Genomic DNA, 16574 nt, shown 5'->3' with positions numbered 1-16574 from the left:
CGTAGAACACTATTAGTAGGAAGCTTATAAGGAAATCATTATGCGCTACTCGAAACTCTCTCTGCTGGTTCCATGTGCACTACTTCTCAGCGCCTGTACTACCGTGACTCCGGCCTATAAAGATAACGGCACGCGGAGCGGTGCATGCGTAGAAGGCGGGCCAGACAGCGTGGCTCAACAATTCTATGATTACCGTATTCAGCATCGAAACAATGACATTACCGCCCTTCGTCCATACCTCAGCGACAATCTGGCTAAACTGTTGACCGATGCCAGCCGTGATAACGCGCATCGCGATCTGTTTAACAGCGATCCTTTCTCCAGCCGCGCCACGTTACCGGATAGCGCCAGCGTCGCCAGCGCATCGACTATTCCGAATAGTGATGCACGCAACATTCCGCTGCGCGTAGAGCTGAAACAGGGTGACCAAAGCTGGCGTGACGAAGTGCTGATGATCCGCGAAGGCCAGTGCTGGGTAGTAGACGACGTCCGCTATCTGGGCGGCAGCGTACACGCGCCAGCCGGGACGCTGCGCCAGTCTGTGGAAAACCGCTAGTCGCCCCCATTCACCCGCCTGTTTCATAAACCCCATAAATTGTCTGGCATTCTGCATAGAATGCCGACAATTATTCTTGCCCGCTGGTGGCCCCGCTATTTTGTGCTATGTTTAGATAAGAATGCGGTTTGCATTTAACTTTTAACGCATAAATATTGCATAACTATTCTGTCAAAGGTAGTATCTGCGGCTTCAATAGCTATCAGACTGCCAGCATACGAGTGTCAATGAGTATTCAATTAAACGGCATTAACTGCTTCTACGGCGCACATCAGGCGCTGTTCGATATCACGCTGGATTGCCCTCAGGGTGAAACACTGGTGTTACTTGGCCCTAGTGGAGCCGGGAAAAGCTCGCTACTGCGCGTACTCAACCTGCTTGAGATGCCGCGCTCGGGCACGCTCTCTATTGCGGGTAACCGTTTCGACTTCACGAAAACGCCGTCAGATAAAGCTATTCGCGATCTGCGCCAGAACGTGGGTATGGTTTTTCAGCAATATAATCTTTGGCCGCACCTCACAGTTGTACAGAATCTGATTGAAGCGCCCTGCCGTGTGCTCGGTCTGACAAAAGAGCAGGCAATGGCGCGCGCCGAGAAACTGCTCGAACGTCTGCGTCTGAAGCCCTACAGCGATCGTTATCCGCTGCATCTCTCCGGCGGCCAGCAGCAGCGTGTGGCAATTGCCCGCGCGTTGATGATGGAACCACAGGTACTGCTGTTTGACGAACCGACCGCCGCGCTTGATCCGGAAATTACCGCGCAAATCGTCAGCATCATTCGTGAGCTGGCGGAAACCAACATTACTCAGGTGATCGTCACCCACGAAGTGGAAGTTGCTCGTAAAACGGCCAGTCGTGTGGTGTATATGGAAAACGGTCATATCGTCGAGTTTGGGGATGCGAGCTGCTTTGCCAACCCGCAAACCGAAGCGTTTAAAAACTATCTTTCTCACTAAGATTCGGGACAATACAATGAAAAAAGTTCTGATTGCCGCGCTAATCGCAGGTTTTAGCCTTTCCGCTACCGCAGCCCAAACCATTCGTTTCGCTACCGAAGCGTCTTATCCTCCGTTTGAATCTATCGATGCGAATAACAAGATCGTAGGTTTTGACGTTGATCTGGCGAACGCGCTGTGTAAAGAGATCGATGCTACCTGTACGTTTACCAATCAGGCATTCGACAGCCTGATCCCAAGCCTGAAATTCCGTCGTTTTGACGCAGTGATGGCAGGTATGGACATCACGCCTGAGCGTGAAAAACAGGTCCTGTTTACCACCCCTTACTACGACAACTCTGCGCTGTTTGTTGGCCAGCAGGGTAAATACACCAGCATTGATCAGCTGAAAGGCAAAAAAGTTGGCGTACAAAACGGGACTACGCACCAGAAATTCATCATGGATAAGCATCCGGAAGTGACCACCGTACCATATGACAGCTATCAGAATGCCAAACTCGATCTGCAAAACGGTCGCATTGACGGTGTATTCGGTGATACCGCAGTGGTAACCGAGTGGCTGAAAGACAATCCAAAACTGGCCGCGGTTGGCGACAAAGTGACGGATAAAGATTACTTCGGTACGGGTCTGGGCATCGCGGTGCGTCAGGGCAACACTGAGCTGCAGCAGAAATTTAACGCTGCACTGGAAAAAGTGAAGAAAGATGGGACTTACGAGACCATCTACAACAAATGGTTCCAGAAGTAATATTTGATGAATGAATTTTTTCCGTTAGCAAGCGCCGCCGGGATGACCGTCGGCCTTGCGGTTTGTGCGCTAATCATTGGCCTCGCGCTCGCCATGTTTTTTGCCGTCTGGGAGTCCGTAAAATGGCGTCCGGTGGCATGGGCAGGTTCAGCGCTGGTTACCATTCTGCGCGGGTTACCAGAAATTCTGGTGGTTCTGTTTATCTATTTCGGCTCCTCGCAACTGCTGCTGACGCTGGCCGATGGTTTTACGATTAATCTCGGGTTTGTAGACATCCCGGTACAGATGCAGATCGAAAACTTCGACGTCAGTCCGTTCCTGTGCGGTGTGATTGCGCTGTCTTTGCTGTACGCCGCCTATGCGTCGCAAACACTGCGTGGCGCGCTGAAGGCCGTGCCACTCGGACAATGGGAATCGGGTCAGGCGTTGGGTTTATCTAAAACCGCGATCTTCTTTCGCCTGGTGATGCCGCAGATGTGGCGTCACGCTCTGCCGGGACTGGGTAACCAGTGGCTGGTATTGCTGAAAGATACCGCGCTGGTCAGCCTGATCAGCGTGAACGATCTGATGCTGCAAACCAAAAGCATTGCCACGCGTACCCAGGAGCCATTTACCTGGTACATTGTGGCGGCGGCTATTTACCTGGTGATTACGCTGGTGAGTCAGTACATTCTCAAACGCATTGACCTGCGCGCGACACGTTTTGAGCGGAGACCAGGCTGATGCTCGAGTATTTACCTGAATTGTTGAAAGGGCTGCATACCAGCCTGACGCTGACGGTCGCCTCCATCGTGGTTGCTCTGGTGCTGGCACTGATTTTCACCGTCATCCTGACGCTAAAAACGCCGGTACTGGTCTGGCTGGTCCGCGCCTATATCACGCTGTTTACCGGTACGCCGTTGCTGGTGCAAATCTTCCTGATCTACTACGGGCCAGGACAGTTCCCGACGCTGCAGGAGTATCCGGTACTGTGGCATCTGCTCTCCGAACCGTGGCTGTGCGCGTTAATTGCGCTGTCGTTAAACAGTGCGGCTTACACCACGCAGCTGTTCTACGGCGCTATCCGCGCCATCCCGGAAGGTCAGTGGCAGTCATGCGGTGCATTAGGGATGAGCAAAAAGGATACGCTGGCGATTCTGTTGCCATACGCCTTTAAACGCGCCCTCTCCTCGTATTCCAACGAAGTGGTGCTGGTGTTTAAAAGTACCTCACTGGCTTACACCATCACGCTGATGGAAGTCATGGGCTACAGCCAACTGCTGTATGGTCGCACTTATGACGTCATGGTCTTCGGCGCGGCGGGCGTGATTTACCTGATCGTCAACGGTTTGCTGACGCTGATGATGCGCTTAATCGAACGTAAAGCGCTGGCGTTTGAACACCGGAATTAAGCCGATAACTGCATAAAGCGAAAAATAAAAGACGGGCAAGTCTAACAACCGCCCGTCTTTTTTTATATCGATAAAATACTTAATCATTTTTATTGCATATAAATTCATTAAATGGCATTGTTAATTCACGCCGCAGACACGGTAAATCATCATAAGATTGACAGACGGGAGTTCCACCATGAAAAAGTTAGTACTGGCCGCATTACTGGCTACTTTCGCCGCTGGCGCCTCAGCCGCTGATAAAATTAGCTTTGGTGTATCAGCGACTTATCCGCCATTTGAATCGCTGGACGCGAGCAACAAAATTGTTGGTTTTGACATTGACCTGGCAACGGCGCTGTGCAAACAAATGCAGGCGGAATGTACTTTTACCAATCATGCTTTCGACAGCCTGATCCCCGCGCTGAAATTCAAAAAATATGATGCAGTGATTTCCGGAATGGATATCACGCCTGAGCGTAGCAAACAGGTTGCGTTCACTCAGCCTTACTATGCTAACTCCGCGCTGGTTATTGCCAAAAAAGATACCTATAAAACCTTTGCCGATCTGAAAGGAAAACGCATCGGTATGGAAAACGGCACCACGCACCAGAAATACCTGCAGGACAAACATCCTGAAGTGAAAACCGTGGCCTATGACAGCTATCAGAATGCGATTATCGACCTGAAAAATGGCCGTATTGATGGCGTATTTGGCGATACCGCCGTCGTTAACGAGTGGCTGAAAACTAACCCGCAATTAGGCGTGGCTACCGACAAAGTGACCGACCCACAATACTTCGGTACCGGTCTTGGCATTGCGGTTCGCCCGGATAACAAAGCCCTGCTGGAAAAACTGAATAACGCGCTGGCCGCCATCAAAGCGGACGGCACCTACCAAAAAATCAGCGATCAGTGGTTCCCGCAGTAATTTCCGCTCAATCTGAAAAGCCGCAACCGCGGCTTTTTTTTATCTCTTCGTCTGCGCTTTCAGTCAGTTCTTACGCCATAAATGCATTCATGGCATACACTAGTTAAAACGATAAAGAATGAGGCATAAGGATGATAGCGTTTCCTGCCAGCTTGCTGATCCTCAATGGAAAAAGTGCTGATAATCTTCCCCTACGTGACGCCATTGCAAATCTGCGTGATGAGGGTGTGGAAATCCATGTTCGCGTCACCTGGGAAAAAGGCGACGCTCAACGTTACGTGGATGAAGCGCGTCGATTAGGCGTTGCAACGGTGATTGCCGGCGGCGGCGACGGCACGATCAACGAAGTCTCTACAGCGCTAATCCAGTCGCAGGGTGGCAATATTCCCGCCCTGGGTATTTTACCGTTGGGAACGGCGAATGACTTTGCCACCAGCGTGGGTATACCCGACGACCTTGATAAAGCGTTAAAGCTGGCTATTGCCGCAAATGCCGCTGAAATTGATATGGTACAGGTCAATGATAAAACCTGTTTTATCAATATGGCGACCGGCGGCTTCGGTACACGCATCACCACCGAAACGCCAGAAAAACTCAAAGCCGCGCTGGGCGGCGTATCGTATTTTATTCACGGTTTAATGCGCATGGATACGCTCAAGCCCGACGTCTGCGACATCCGTGGAGAAGATTTTCACTGGCAGGGCAAAGCGCTGGTGATTGGGATTGGTAATGGCCGCCAGGCCGGTGGTGGACAACAGCTTTGCCCGACGGCGCTGATTAACGACGGTCTGCTGCAACTGCGCATTTTCACCGGCGAGGAGTTGCTGCCTGGGCTGCTTTCAGCGTTAACGCAATCTGAAGACAACCCTAATATCATTGATGGCGCTTCATCGTGGTTTGATATCCGCGCCCCACACGAAATTACCTTTAATCTTGATGGCGAACCGCTCAGCGGACAGGAATTTCATATTGAAATCCTGCCCGCGGCGCTACGTTGCAGACTGCCGCCGGGTTGCCCGTTGTTACGCTAACAAAACGGCACCCCGCCGGAATCAGGCAATGGTGACTTTGCTGTCCAGATAAACATCCTGCACGGCGTTAATCAGCTTAACGCCGTCGGACATGGTTTTCTTGAAAGCTTTGCGTCCAAGGATCAGCCCCATACCGCCAGCGCGTTTATTAATGACCGCCGTACGTACCGCATCGCTCAGATCGGTTTCTCCACCGGCAGCGCCGCCAGAGTTAATTAATCCGGCGCGCCCCATATAGCAGTTCGCCAACTGATAGCGTACCAGGTCAATCGGGTTATCGCTGGTCAGCTTGCTGTAGACGCGATCGTCGGTGTAGCCAAAGTTAACGGCTTTGTATCCGCCGTTATTTTCCGCCATTTTCTGCTTCACAATATCCGCCCCAATGGTGGCCGCCAGATGGTTAGCCTGACCGGTGAGATCGGCGGAGACGTGATAATCCACGCCGTCTTTCTTAAACGCGGAGTTACGCAGATAAGCCCACAGTACGGTGACCATACCCAGTTCATGGGCACGCTCAAACGCGGCAGAAATCTCTTCAATCTGACGGCGAGACTCCTCAGAACCGAAATAGATTGTCGCCCCAACCGCAACCGCGCCCATATTGAACGCCTGCTCGACGCTGGCGTATAGCGTCTGGTCAAACGTATTGGGATAACTGAGCGTTTCGTTGTGGTTAATCTTCACAAGGAACGGAATGCGGTGCGCGTAACGGCGGGAAACAGAAGCCAGCACGCCATAGGTCGATGCCACGCAGTTACACCCTGCTTCGATTGCCAGTTCCACGATATTCTTTGGATCAAAGTACAACGGGTTAGCCGCAAACGATGCCCCGGCGGAATGCTCCACGCCCTGGTCCACCGGAAGAATCGACAGGTACCCTGTTCCGGCCAGACGGCCCGTGTTATACAGCGTCTGCATATTACGCAGTACGGCTGGCGGACGGTTGTTATCAACCATTACGCGATCGACGTAATCATGTCCTGGCAGGTAAAGTTGGTCAGAAGGAATGGTCATACAACGATGCTGTAAAAGGCTGTCGGCATCTTTGCCAAGCAACTGCGCAATATCAGTCATAGCTATGCTCCCGTAAGTTCCGATTAATAATCGGAATGTGAATTATCCTGACCCGCTTTTTGCGGGCAGCAATAAGCCTGGTACCGACTGCGCTTTTTTTCCATCTTTAGCGCACTTTTCAGCGATTTCCGCTGGAACGATTCAGGAAGAAATAGTGTTAAGGCGGTCAAATTTAGACCACAAAGGTATTTTAAAGGTATTATCAAGTGGTACTATCAACGCGTACCTTACCTGTCATGAAGGATTTAAAGATGAAAACTACAGTTAAGCTGTCGTTCATGATGTTTGTTGAGTGGTTTATCTGGGGCGCCTGGTTTGTCCCACTTTGGCTGTGGCTCAGCAAAAGTGGCTTTACCGCGGGTGAAATTGGTTGGTCTTACGCCTGTACCGCCATTGCCGCGATCCTGTCGCCGATTCTGGTCGGCTCTATCACTGACCGCTTCTTCTCAGCGCAAAAAGTCCTCGCCGTGTTGATGTTTGTCGGCGCTATCCTGATGTACTTCGCCGCGCAGCAAACCACCTTCAGCGGATTCTTCCCGCTGTTACTGGCCTATTCACTGACCTACATGCCGACAATTGCGTTAACCAACAGTATCGCTTTTGCCAACGTACCGGACGTTGAGCGTGATTTCCCACGCATTCGCGTGATGGGCACCATTGGCTGGATTGCGTCTGGTTTGGCCTGCGGCTTCTTGCCGCAAATGCTCGGCTATAGCGATATTTCCCCCACCAATATTCCCCTGCTTGTCACGGCCGGAAGTTCCGCGCTGTTAGGCGTTTTTGCGTTCTTTTTACCGGATACGCCGCCGAAAAGTACCGGCAAGATGGATTTCAAAGTCATGCTGGGGCTGGATGCGCTGATCCTGCTGCGGGATAAGAACTTCCTCGTCTTTTTCTGTTGCTCATTCCTGTTTGCCATGCCGCTGGCGTTTTATTACATCTTCGCCAACGGTTATCTGACAGAAGTTGGGATGAAAAATGCCACCGGTTGGATGACGCTGGGCCAGTTCTCTGAAATCTTCTTTATGCTGGCGCTGCCGTTCTTCACCAAACGCTTTGGCATTAAAAAGGTATTGTTGCTTGGTCTTATTACTGCGGCTATCCGCTACGGATTCTTCGTTTACGGCGGTGCGGAAGAATATTTCACTTATGCCCTGCTGTTTCTCGGCATTCTGCTACACGGCGTCAGTTATGACTTCTACTACGTTACGGCCTATATCTATGTCGATAAAAAAGCGCCGGTACACATGCGCACCGCAGCACAAGGGCTTATCACGCTCTGCTGTCAGGGATTCGGCAGCCTGCTGGGTTATCGCCTGGGCGGCGTAATGATGGAAAAAATGTTTGCCTATAAGGAACCGGTTAATGGTCTCACCTTCAACTGGGCGGGCATGTGGGGATTTGGCGCGATCATGATCGCCGTCATCGCCGTGCTGTTTATGATTTTCTTTCGCGAATCAGACAAAGAAATTACCGCCATTAAGGTGGACGATCGCGATGTAGCGTTGAAACAAGGGGAAGTGAAATGAAAGCAGAACGTATTCTCGGTGCTCTTTATGGGCAGGCGTTAGGGGATGCGATGGGCATGCCGTCGGAACTGTGGCCAAGAACCCGGGTAAAAGCACACTTCGGTTGGATCGACCGTTTCTTGCCTGGACCTGCGGAAAATAATGCCGCCTGCTATTTTAACCAGGCGGAATTTACCGATGACACATCCATGGCCTTGTGTCTGGCTGATGCCCTGCTTGAATGTGACGGAAAGATAGTCCCAGACGTTATTGGCCGCAATATTCTGGCCTGGGCCGAACGTTTCGATGCTTTTAATAAAAACGTGCTTGGTCCAACGTCAAAAATTGCGCTAAATGCCATTCGCAACGGTAAACCAGTTGCCGAACTGGAAAATAATGGCGTCACTAACGGGGCGGCAATGCGCGTTTCGCCGCTGGGATGTCTGCTGCCCGCGCGCGATCTCGATACCTTTATTGATGACGTGGCACTGGCCTCCAGCCCGACGCATAAATCGGATCTGGCTATCGCCGGCGCAGTCGTCATCGCATGGGCGGTGTCGCGTGCTATCGACGGAGGAAAATGGTCGGAGATTGTTGACGCGCTACCTGCCATTGCCCGACATGCGCAGCAAAAACGGATCACCACCTTTAGCGCCTCGCTCTCTGCCCGTCTTGAACTGGCGCTGAAAATCGTCCGTCATACCGATGGCATTGAGTCCGCCAGCGAGCAGTTGTACCAGGTGGTTGGGGCCGGGACCAGCACCATTGAGTCCGTGTCCTGCGCCATCGCGATGGTCGAACTGGCGCAGACCGATCCTAACCGCTGCGCCATTCTGTGCGCGAATCTTGGCGGCGATACCGACACCATCGGGGCAATGGCGACCGCTATTTGCGGTGCGTTGCACGGCGTAAGCGCGATTGACCCGGCATTGAAACAGGAACTGGATGCGGTAAATCAGTTAGATTTTACCCGCTATGCCAATGGATTACTACGACTGCGCGGGCAACGGGAGGCGTTATGAACAGCACCACGCGTCTGCAACACCTTCTCCCGCAGTTAGGTTCACACAGGCCGGTCACGGTGGTGGGGGCGGCGGTCATTGATGTGATTGCCGATGCGTATGCCCTCCCCTGGCGCGGATGTGATATCGAGCTTAAACAGCAAGGCGTTAACATTGGCGGCTGCGCGCTCAATATTGCCGTGGCGCTCAGGCGTTTAGAGATCAACGCCAGCAATGCGCTACCGCTGGGTCAGGGGGTATGGGCCGATATTATCCGCAACCGGATGGCAAAAGAGGGATTGCACAGCCTGATCGACAACGCGGAAGGCGATAACGGCTGGTGTCTGGCGCTGGTGGAACCGGATGGCGAACGTACCTTTATGTCTTTTAGCGGCGTCGAAAACCAGTGGAACGCCGACTGGCTGGCGCGTCTGAACATCCCGCGTAACAGCCTGGTCTATCTGTCAGGCTATCAGTTAACCTCTCCATGTGGCGAGCTGCTGGTCCAGTGGCTGGAAGGTCTGGAAGACGTGACGCCATTTATCGATTTTGGTCCGCGAATCGGCGATATTTCAGACGACTTAATGGCGCGAATCATGGCCTGCCGCCCGCTAGTATCGCTCAATCGACAGGAGGCCGAAATTGCCGCCGAGCGGTTTGCATTAAGCCAGGATGTAGAAGGTTTTGGCGTTGAGTGGGTGCGCCGTTTCGCCGCGCCGGTGGTGATACGCCACGATAAAGACGGCGCGTGGTATTTCAGCGCGCAAACATCCGGTTGCGTGCCAGCATTTAAGACCACCGTCGTTGATACCATTGGCGCGGGCGACAGCCACGCTGGCGGCATGCTGGCCGGACTGGCGTCAGGCTGGTCGCTGGCTGATGCGGTACTGCTGGGCAATGCGGTGGCTTCCTGGGTAGTCGGGCATCGCGGCGGCGATTGCGCCCCCTCGCGAGAGGCGTTACTCCTCGCACACAAAGACGTATAGATCGCTTCGGCAATAGCTGATGCTGTATTCAATGGGCCGTTGCTGCTGGTCAAGCGCTACCTGCTTGATCACCAGCACCGGCACTTTGCTGTCCATTTGAATGTGTGCCTGGAACTCCGCGTCTGGCATCCGGGCGCTGACGCGTGAGCGCGTACGCTGCGGGAAGATATGCTGGCTGCGGAAATACTCATACAGCGAAACGCCGATGGCATCCACATCATGGATTAGTTGGGCAGGTACCCATGACTCTTCAATGGAAACGGCGTCTTCATCGACATAGCGAATACGTTTGAGCAGGAAGACCTCACTCCCGACGGCAACAGCCAACTGCTGCGCCACCTCTTCCGGACAAGGCACAATGCGCTTGTTGACCCACAGCGTATCCGGTTTTTTGCCGCGTAAAACAACCTGCTGCGAAAAACCCCGCGCTTCTTTGAGCGAATACTCGAAGATGTTGTTGATCTGCGTCCCGTAACCGCGGGCGCGTGTCACCACGCCTTCTTGCTCCAGAGCCTGCATCGCCTTGCGTACCGTAATTCGCGACACGCCGGTCAACTGACTGAGATCGCGCTCGCCGGGCAGGATATTGCCATGCTCAAGGATCCCGCTGCGCACAGCGTTTTTCACCGTTTGCGCAAATTTCATATACAGCGGCGTGTTATCTGCCGCTGCAATGCGTTCATTCAGTTGCGCGATAAGCTGGGTATGCGCTTGTTCCATTTATCTTTTTCCTGCAGCCGTTTCTGCAGTCAGTATACTCATTACCACCACGCGTGGAAATGATGCACCGGACCAATTCCCTCGCCCACTTCCAGCGTGTCGGCTTGTGCCAGCGCCGCCGAAAGCCACAGTTTGGCCTCCTGTACCGTATCGGCCCAGTTGTTATGCCGTGGACGCAGCGCCGCCAGCGCTGCGGAAAGAGTACAACCGGTACCGTGGGTATTTTTGGTCATCACCCTTGGCGCAGTAAAACGCTGTTCGCCATCACGGGTAAACAGCCAGTCCGGGCTTTGCACATCCTCCAGATGACCGCCTTTCATCAGCACCGCCTCACAGCCCAGCGCTCGCAGCTCCCTTCCCTGTTCTAACATCTCCTGCTCAGTTTGCGCATGCGATACGCCGAGCAATGCCGCTGCCTCCGGCAAATTTGGGGTGATAATTGAAACCTGCGGCAGCAAACGGGTACGCAGCGTTTCTACCGCCGCGGGCGACAGTAACGGATCGCCGCTTTTCGCCAGCATCACCGTATCCAGCACCACATTTTGCACCCGATGGCGGTGCAAACGTTCGGCCACCGCTTCAACAATATCCGCTTCCGCCAGCATGCCGATTTTGGTGGTATCGATACGTACATCGCTGAACACCGAGTCCAGTTGTGCGGCAACAAAGTCAGGTTCAATGCGATACACCGACTGCACCCCGCGCGTATTTTGCGCCACCAACGCGGTGATCACCGAACAGCCGTAAGCGCCAAGCGCGGAGAAAGTTTTTAAATCAGCCTGAATACCCGCGCCACCGCTGGGATCGGTTCCGGCGATCGTTAATGCGTTAATCCGTTTCATGCTTGCTCCTGCGCGTTCAGGTTATAGAGGGCGTCGAGAAATGCCGGGACAAAACTGCCCGGTCCGGTCGATTGTTGCGTGGCGATTTGTCCGGCCTGTTTCATCCAGCTACAGGCGGAAGCGACGTTATCAAGCCGGTCGCCGGGCAAGGCACAGCTGGCCGCAACGACCGCAGATAGCGCGCATCCTGTGCCGACTACGCGCGTCATCAATATATCGCCGCCATTCACGCAGACGGTACGCTGACCATCGGTAACATAGTCCACTTCGCCGGTCACCACGACAATGGTTCCAACCCGACGAGCCAGCGCCTGAGCAGCACCAAGCGCAGCCGCTGGCGTATCGGTCGTGTCCACGCCACGGCCCCCACTGTTCATTCCCGCCAGCGCCAGTATTTCTGAGGCATTACCGCGAATTACGGCTGGCTGTAGCGACAGTAAATCCAGACAAAATCGGCGGCGAAAATCGAGTGCGCCCACGGCAACGGGATCGAGCGCCCAGGGAGTTCTGGCAAGGTGTGCCTGCTCAACGGCAGCGCGCATCGCCGTGGCCCGCTCTCGGGTTAGCGTGCCGACGTTAACCAGCAACGCGCTGGCGATAGCCGCAAACTGGCTGGCTTCCTCGGGCTCAATCACCATCGCAGGTGATGCGCCTAACGCCAACAGCGTATTGGCGGTAAAGTTTTGCACGACCTCATTGGTCATACAGTGTACAAGGGGGGAAAGCGTTCTAAATTGGTGTAAGGCGTGGGCCGCGAGCGCGCGGCTGTGCAGGTCAGGCTGCATGGTTCAGCTCCTGCCCGCGCGAAGAAGGGACACGAGCAGTGTCAGACTTCCCTACGCTGGCATTATCCAGATCAGGTGGTACGGGTATTTCTCAGCCTTCACCAGGAAGGGCACCCCGAGTCGTTGAAACACAAACGTAATATGCTGGTTTCAGCAACAGGATACTGTCTGTGTCTGATGATGTAAATCGGCACGGCACGCTGATGCTTCGCCGCTAAACCTCTGGTCACAGTTGCCTGATTTCTGTACTTTCATTTACACTTTTTACGAAATTACTGGAGTGATAACAAAATAGTGCTTGTCAGATGTCCTGTTAGCCAGGAATCATACATGACTGATTTTGATGACCCGAACAGGTAGAGAGGATGGGTATGAAGAAGAAAATGTTGCTGGGCGCGCTGTTGCTCGTAACCAGCACTGTCTGGGCCGCGCCTACAGCTACTGCTGCCGCAAAGGGTATTGATCAATATGAGCTAAAAAGTTTTATTGCTGACTTCACCCATTTCAAACCCGGTGACAAAGTTCCACCACTGTATCTCACCGAAGAATACACCATAAAACAGTGGAATCTGCGCAACCTGCCCGCACCGACGGCAGGTACCCACTGGACCTATATGGGCGGCGCGTATGTGCTGGTCAATGATGCCGATGCTAAGATCATTAAAGCCTACGATGGCGAGGTTTTTTATCATCGATAATGGTATTTAATTAAAATGAAGAACACGTACTGTCCAAGAGGCAATTCGTGTTCTAAATTTCATGAAAAATCAATCATATGTAATAGTAAAAACAACCTTGCTTTGCACTTTCCCTGTTCGCAACGGTTCATTATTAATTCGTGCATACCTGGCACTAACTATAAAATTATAATATTTATCAACCGCCCCCATCTTTTCTATTCTTTTTAAAACAGATCCGTTTTTTAAGGGGACACTGGTATCTGAACCACTGTAGATATTAAATCCCACTCCTTGCGCACCATCAGGTAAAGTGTTTTTCAGGGTAAGTCCATCATCCGACCAATCGCCAGAAGAAACTTTAAGTGTTACAGGATTTGTTGCTACACTATACACACCGTTACATTCTAGCTTGAGAGTATCAGAAACATTTTCTCCATATCTACCAGCCTGTAAATCTTTCATAGAAATATTCGGTAAAGTAATAGCATAATCAGACTGTAAAAACTTACAGGTTGTCGGTTTATGCGTTATATTGAAGGTTATTTTTTGCGAAAATGAAGCATTCAGACCTAGTAAACATGCTAAAATATTTGTCAAACTACAGCTGGAATTTGATGAAAATATAATCGCATCATCAATAGTAAAGGTGCTGGTGTTAGAAAACCGCTGTTTTACATTACCAGGAGCGTCGACATATTCAACCTTAAGTTGAATATCTTTTGTATTAAACAGATCTGCTGCTGAATAATCACGACTGGGAAATACTGAACCTGGCGTAGGTATTGGCGATTCCCCCCCGACAGAAGCATTTAATTTAATATATATAGATTTCCCGCCTGAAGAATTTTGCAATTCAACTATATAATCTTGTAGGCTATTGGCTATATAAATTTTATCTCCAGAGCTATAACAACTAAAACTCCCATCAAAATTCGTATTGAAATTTTTAGTCTCCCCTTGGTCCGTTAATGTGAAACTAATGTTAGCATCTTTTTCTTGCGTTCCCGAGCAAGTTGCGTAAGACATCATTGGAAATAATAAAACCAACATTATGTAATACTTTTTCATGTATCACCTCACCGACAAATATAAACTTTACTTTCATCAATCGTTTTATCGAAGGTGATTGCGCATGAAAGTCCCTGTTGTTTATCGACCGCCACTTTTATCTCCGGCGGTACTTGGTTGGTACGAATAAAAAGCTGACTTCCCTGACCTACCACACCAATATTTTGTCCATGGCTGTCTTCAACTTCATAGCCAAACGTCAGCGGTGAACCATCTGGACGCAACGCACGAATAAACCATGGCTGACGTTGATCGGTCTCAAATTTAACCAACACCACGGCACCCCGATAGGGAGCGGTACTGTGTCGATTCCCCATCAACTCGGTTTCACTGTTCGTATTTGAAATATCCAGCATCAGGTTATTTTCCCGATAGGGGGTAATAGTATCGTATAACACTACACCGTTATGGTTCGTGGTACGGTATCGTTGCCCGTTAACATAGGCCCCTTCCAGTCCCGGAGCCTGAAGAATAGCAAAGGTATCTGAGAGACGATTAGCCAGATTCACTCCGCCAGACCATGCCAACACCCCGCCTGAAATATTGCCGCTGGCTTGCATATATTTATTTGACTGGCTATAGCTGCCGTTTAGCGTAGCAAGCGGTGCATTCCACGTTAGGTTGGCACCAGCCATCGTTTCGCTGTCCTGACGCTGATGACTCAGGTTGACACCGTAGTTAAACTGGTCGCGATCGCCAATCGTTCCTGAAAGCCCGGTCGTATTTGAGGCAAAGCCGTCATCATCAAAAGTTGTTGAATTGGATACATATAAACGTCGGCTTCTTGAAGTAATATCATCTCCCCATTCAAACGGAATAGAGATAAAAAAGTTAAACCGCTTATCTTCGCGATGATTTTCATCATAAGTCTGACTGGCAGAAAACGTATAACTGATCCGTTGCCATGTATTGGAATAACTCAACTGATAATCTTTATTGCTGCCGCTACGCCCCCAATAATCGCGCCATAGTGTACTCAGTGACACAGACCCCCAGCCGACTGGTAAAGATTGGTTGATGTTTGCAGAAAAACTATTTTTACGGCCAAAATCATTCTGGTAATAATCTGCAATGTCATAAACATCATTTTCATCACGATGATAGCTGTCTTTATTATTAGCCCAAACGTGATCGTTAAACGTTCGGTAATCCCGTGATGAGTATCGATAGGCAGCAAGGCCAAAACGCGTGGCGGTTTGTGTTAAATATTTATTATAAGCAATTTGATAGCTTTGCCCATCAAATACATCGCCATTATCCTGTTTACTGTGCGAACGCGTCGCATCCACGGAGATGGCGCCAATTCGGGTATTCCAGCCAGTCCCTAACGTAAACGAATTGTAGTTATCAGCGAGCATCGTACCGGCGTATAACGTCAAGAGGTTATTCCACCCATATTGATAACTTAGCTGGGTAAAATCGGTTTGGTTACTTGCACCCTCAATATGGCTGCGACCAGCGACAAAATCATATTTGGATACACCAGGTTGCAGCATATTCGGGACAGAAGAGAACGGTACCAGATAGGTCGTTACTGACCCATCGGCCTCTTTAATACTGACATCAAGATCAGCACCACCGCCCGCCAGTTGTAAATCAGCGATAGAAAACGGACCTGGCGGTACCTCTTTTTGGTAAACCACAAAGCCGTTCTGCTCAATAGTCACTAACGCATTACTCTGTGCAATCCCCTGAACCAATGGCGTAAAATTTTGCCTTGAGTTCGGTAACATCTGCATATCACGGTACACTCGCACTCCGCGAAAGCGCACAGAGTCAAAAATATCAGACGATGTGTACATATCCCCGACACGCAGAGTACCGAGAATTTGCGAGATCCCACGCTCAAGGTAAAAAGTATTACTTTTCCACTCACCGCTACTGTCTTGAGCTTTGGTATAGCTGGCATCTGAATGTAACTGCCAGCCCAGCAGATTCAGTCCACTGTTAAAACGAGCATAGGTGCTTTTACTATTACCAGAATTTTTATAGTCGCTGTAGTACTGACTAAGGTAATAAGAAGTATAAAGAGCATTAATTCCACGGTCCCAGTTTTCTGGGGGAACATAACCATTTTCCAATTCATCTACATAAGCCTGGGGTACGCTAAGGTTTAACTGAAATTTTCCTATATTCCAACTATAGCTTCCTCCTTGAACCATTTGCTTAAGCGTCAGACATGTCTGGGTTTTATCGATCTCATGGTGATGCTGCCAACTTACTGATTTAGTGTATGATGGTGTTTTTGAGGTGCTCCAGTGGCTTCTGTTTCTATCAGCTGTCCCTCCTGTTCAGCTACTGACGGGGTGGTGCGTAAC

General features: G+C 51.0%; 17 protein-coding genes, 1 pseudogene and 1 riboswitch. Of the genes and pseudogenes, 12 read left to right on the top strand and 6 right to left on the bottom strand.

The genetic code is table 11. From position 1 onward, the window contains the following. The first annotated feature begins 40 nt into the window (after positions 1-40). The 7 genes from FHD02_RS17065 (at position 41) to yegS (ending at position 5592) form a co-directional block, all read left to right on the top strand. Complete coding sequence (locus FHD02_RS17065) at positions 41-556, top strand: lipoprotein (RefSeq protein WP_137360809.1); 516 nt, start codon at positions 41-43, stop codon at positions 554-556. A 227-nt stretch (positions 557-783) separates the two neighbouring features. After that, positions 784-1512, top strand: a complete 729-nt coding sequence (gene artP, locus FHD02_RS17060) for an arginine ABC transporter ATP-binding protein ArtP (RefSeq protein WP_003027295.1) — start codon at positions 784-786, stop codon at positions 1510-1512. Between the two features lie 16 nt (positions 1513-1528). After that, on the top strand, positions 1529-2260 hold the full coding sequence (gene artI / locus FHD02_RS17055; protein WP_003027298.1) for an arginine ABC transporter substrate-binding protein ArtI: 732 nt from the start codon (positions 1529-1531) through the stop codon (positions 2258-2260). Between the two features lie 6 nt (positions 2261-2266). After that, positions 2267-2983 (top strand): arginine ABC transporter permease ArtQ, encoded by a 717-nt coding sequence (gene artQ / locus FHD02_RS17050; protein WP_042307396.1) that lies wholly within the window; start codon positions 2267-2269, stop codon positions 2981-2983. Further along, positions 2983-3651 carry an arginine ABC transporter permease ArtM gene (artM, locus tag FHD02_RS17045; protein WP_003844364.1) on the top strand — a complete coding sequence of 223 codons (669 nt, stop codon included), beginning with the start codon at positions 2983-2985 and terminating at the stop codon, positions 3649-3651. The genes artQ and artM overlap by 1 nt, the downstream gene beginning before the upstream one ends. 178 nt (positions 3652-3829) lie before the next feature. Beyond that, positions 3830-4561, top strand: coding sequence for an arginine ABC transporter substrate-binding protein ArtJ (artJ, locus tag FHD02_RS17040; RefSeq protein ID WP_042307394.1), 732 nt, complete (start codon positions 3830-3832; stop codon positions 4559-4561). Between the two features lie 131 nt (positions 4562-4692). Next, positions 4693-5592: a lipid kinase YegS gene (gene yegS, locus FHD02_RS17035; protein WP_042307392.1), complete on the top strand. Its 900-nt coding sequence runs from the start codon at positions 4693-4695 to the stop codon at positions 5590-5592. A 21-nt stretch (positions 5593-5613) separates the two neighbouring features. Here the strand turns inward: yegS and fbaB are convergent, their stop codons facing one another. Further along, positions 5614-6666, bottom strand: coding sequence for a class I fructose-bisphosphate aldolase (gene fbaB, locus FHD02_RS17030; RefSeq protein ID WP_137360808.1), 1053 nt, complete (start codon positions 6664-6666; stop codon positions 5614-5616). A 251-nt stretch (positions 6667-6917) separates the two neighbouring features. On the opposite strand from fbaB, the gene FHD02_RS17025 reads away from it, so the two are divergent. The 3 genes from FHD02_RS17025 to FHD02_RS17015 are packed head-to-tail and all read left to right on the top strand — an operon-like array spanning position 6918 to position 10161. After that, positions 6918-8195 (top strand): nucleoside permease, encoded by a 1278-nt coding sequence (locus FHD02_RS17025; RefSeq protein WP_042307390.1) that lies wholly within the window; start codon positions 6918-6920, stop codon positions 8193-8195. Then, positions 8192-9196, top strand: a complete 1005-nt coding sequence (locus tag FHD02_RS17020) for an ADP-ribosylglycohydrolase family protein (protein WP_137360806.1) — start codon at positions 8192-8194, stop codon at positions 9194-9196. The genes FHD02_RS17025 and FHD02_RS17020 overlap by 4 nt, the downstream gene beginning before the upstream one ends. After that, positions 9193-10161 carry a PfkB family carbohydrate kinase gene (locus tag FHD02_RS17015; protein ID WP_220394117.1) on the top strand — a complete coding sequence of 323 codons (969 nt, stop codon included), beginning with the start codon at positions 9193-9195 and terminating at the stop codon, positions 10159-10161. Before FHD02_RS17020 ends, FHD02_RS17015 begins: the two co-directional genes overlap by 4 nt. Here FHD02_RS17015 and FHD02_RS17010 read toward each other — a convergent pair. The 3 genes from FHD02_RS17010 to thiM are packed head-to-tail and all read right to left on the bottom strand — an operon-like array spanning position 10135 to position 12508. After that, positions 10135-10881, bottom strand: coding sequence for a GntR family transcriptional regulator (locus FHD02_RS17010; protein ID WP_137360804.1), 747 nt, complete (start codon positions 10879-10881; stop codon positions 10135-10137). The two genes, FHD02_RS17015 and FHD02_RS17010, sit on opposite strands and share 27 nt — an antisense overlap. Before the next feature lie 41 nt (positions 10882-10922). After that, on the bottom strand, positions 10923-11723 hold the full coding sequence (gene thiD / locus FHD02_RS17005) for a bifunctional hydroxymethylpyrimidine kinase/phosphomethylpyrimidine kinase (protein ID WP_137360803.1): 801 nt from the start codon (positions 11721-11723) through the stop codon (positions 10923-10925). After that, entirely contained in the window at positions 11720-12508 is a 789-nt protein-coding gene (gene thiM, locus FHD02_RS17000) for a hydroxyethylthiazole kinase (protein ID WP_137360802.1), read from the bottom strand. The genes thiD and thiM overlap by 4 nt, the downstream gene beginning before the upstream one ends. A gap of 31 nt (positions 12509-12539) precedes the next feature. Further along, a riboswitch (TPP riboswitch) is annotated at positions 12540-12636 on the bottom strand. 243 nt (positions 12637-12879) lie between these two features. On the opposite strand from thiM, the gene FHD02_RS16995 reads away from it, so the two are divergent. Beyond that, a complete protein-coding gene (locus FHD02_RS16995) occupies positions 12880-13206 on the top strand; it encodes an RcnB family protein (RefSeq protein WP_137360801.1) in 327 nt (108 codons plus the stop codon). A gap of 69 nt (positions 13207-13275) precedes the next feature. Here the strand turns inward: FHD02_RS16995 and FHD02_RS16990 are convergent, their stop codons facing one another. Beyond that, the gene (locus FHD02_RS16990) at positions 13276-14256 is read right to left on the bottom strand and encodes a fimbrial protein (protein WP_137360800.1); all 981 of its coding nucleotides are present in this window, start codon (positions 14254-14256) and stop codon (positions 13276-13278) included. Positions 14257-14264: 8 nt separating this feature from the next. Further along, positions 14265-16454: pseudogene (locus FHD02_RS16985) on the bottom strand (fimbrial biogenesis outer membrane usher protein); the annotation flags it as partial. Between the two features lie 60 nt (positions 16455-16514). On the opposite strand from FHD02_RS16985, the gene FHD02_RS24750 reads away from it, so the two are divergent. Beyond that, on the top strand, positions 16515-16574 hold a 60-nt coding region (locus FHD02_RS24750; protein WP_001623223.1), incomplete at its 3' end, for an IS1 family transposase.

Origin of the sequence: Citrobacter sp. EC_71 (genome assembly GCF_019584005.1) — a bacterium.
GTDB classification, from domain to species: domain Bacteria; phylum Pseudomonadota; class Gammaproteobacteria; order Enterobacterales; family Enterobacteriaceae; genus Citrobacter; species Citrobacter werkmanii.
Note: the sequence above shows the minus strand (reverse complement) of the source record. Positions and strands in the feature narration are given on the sequence as shown.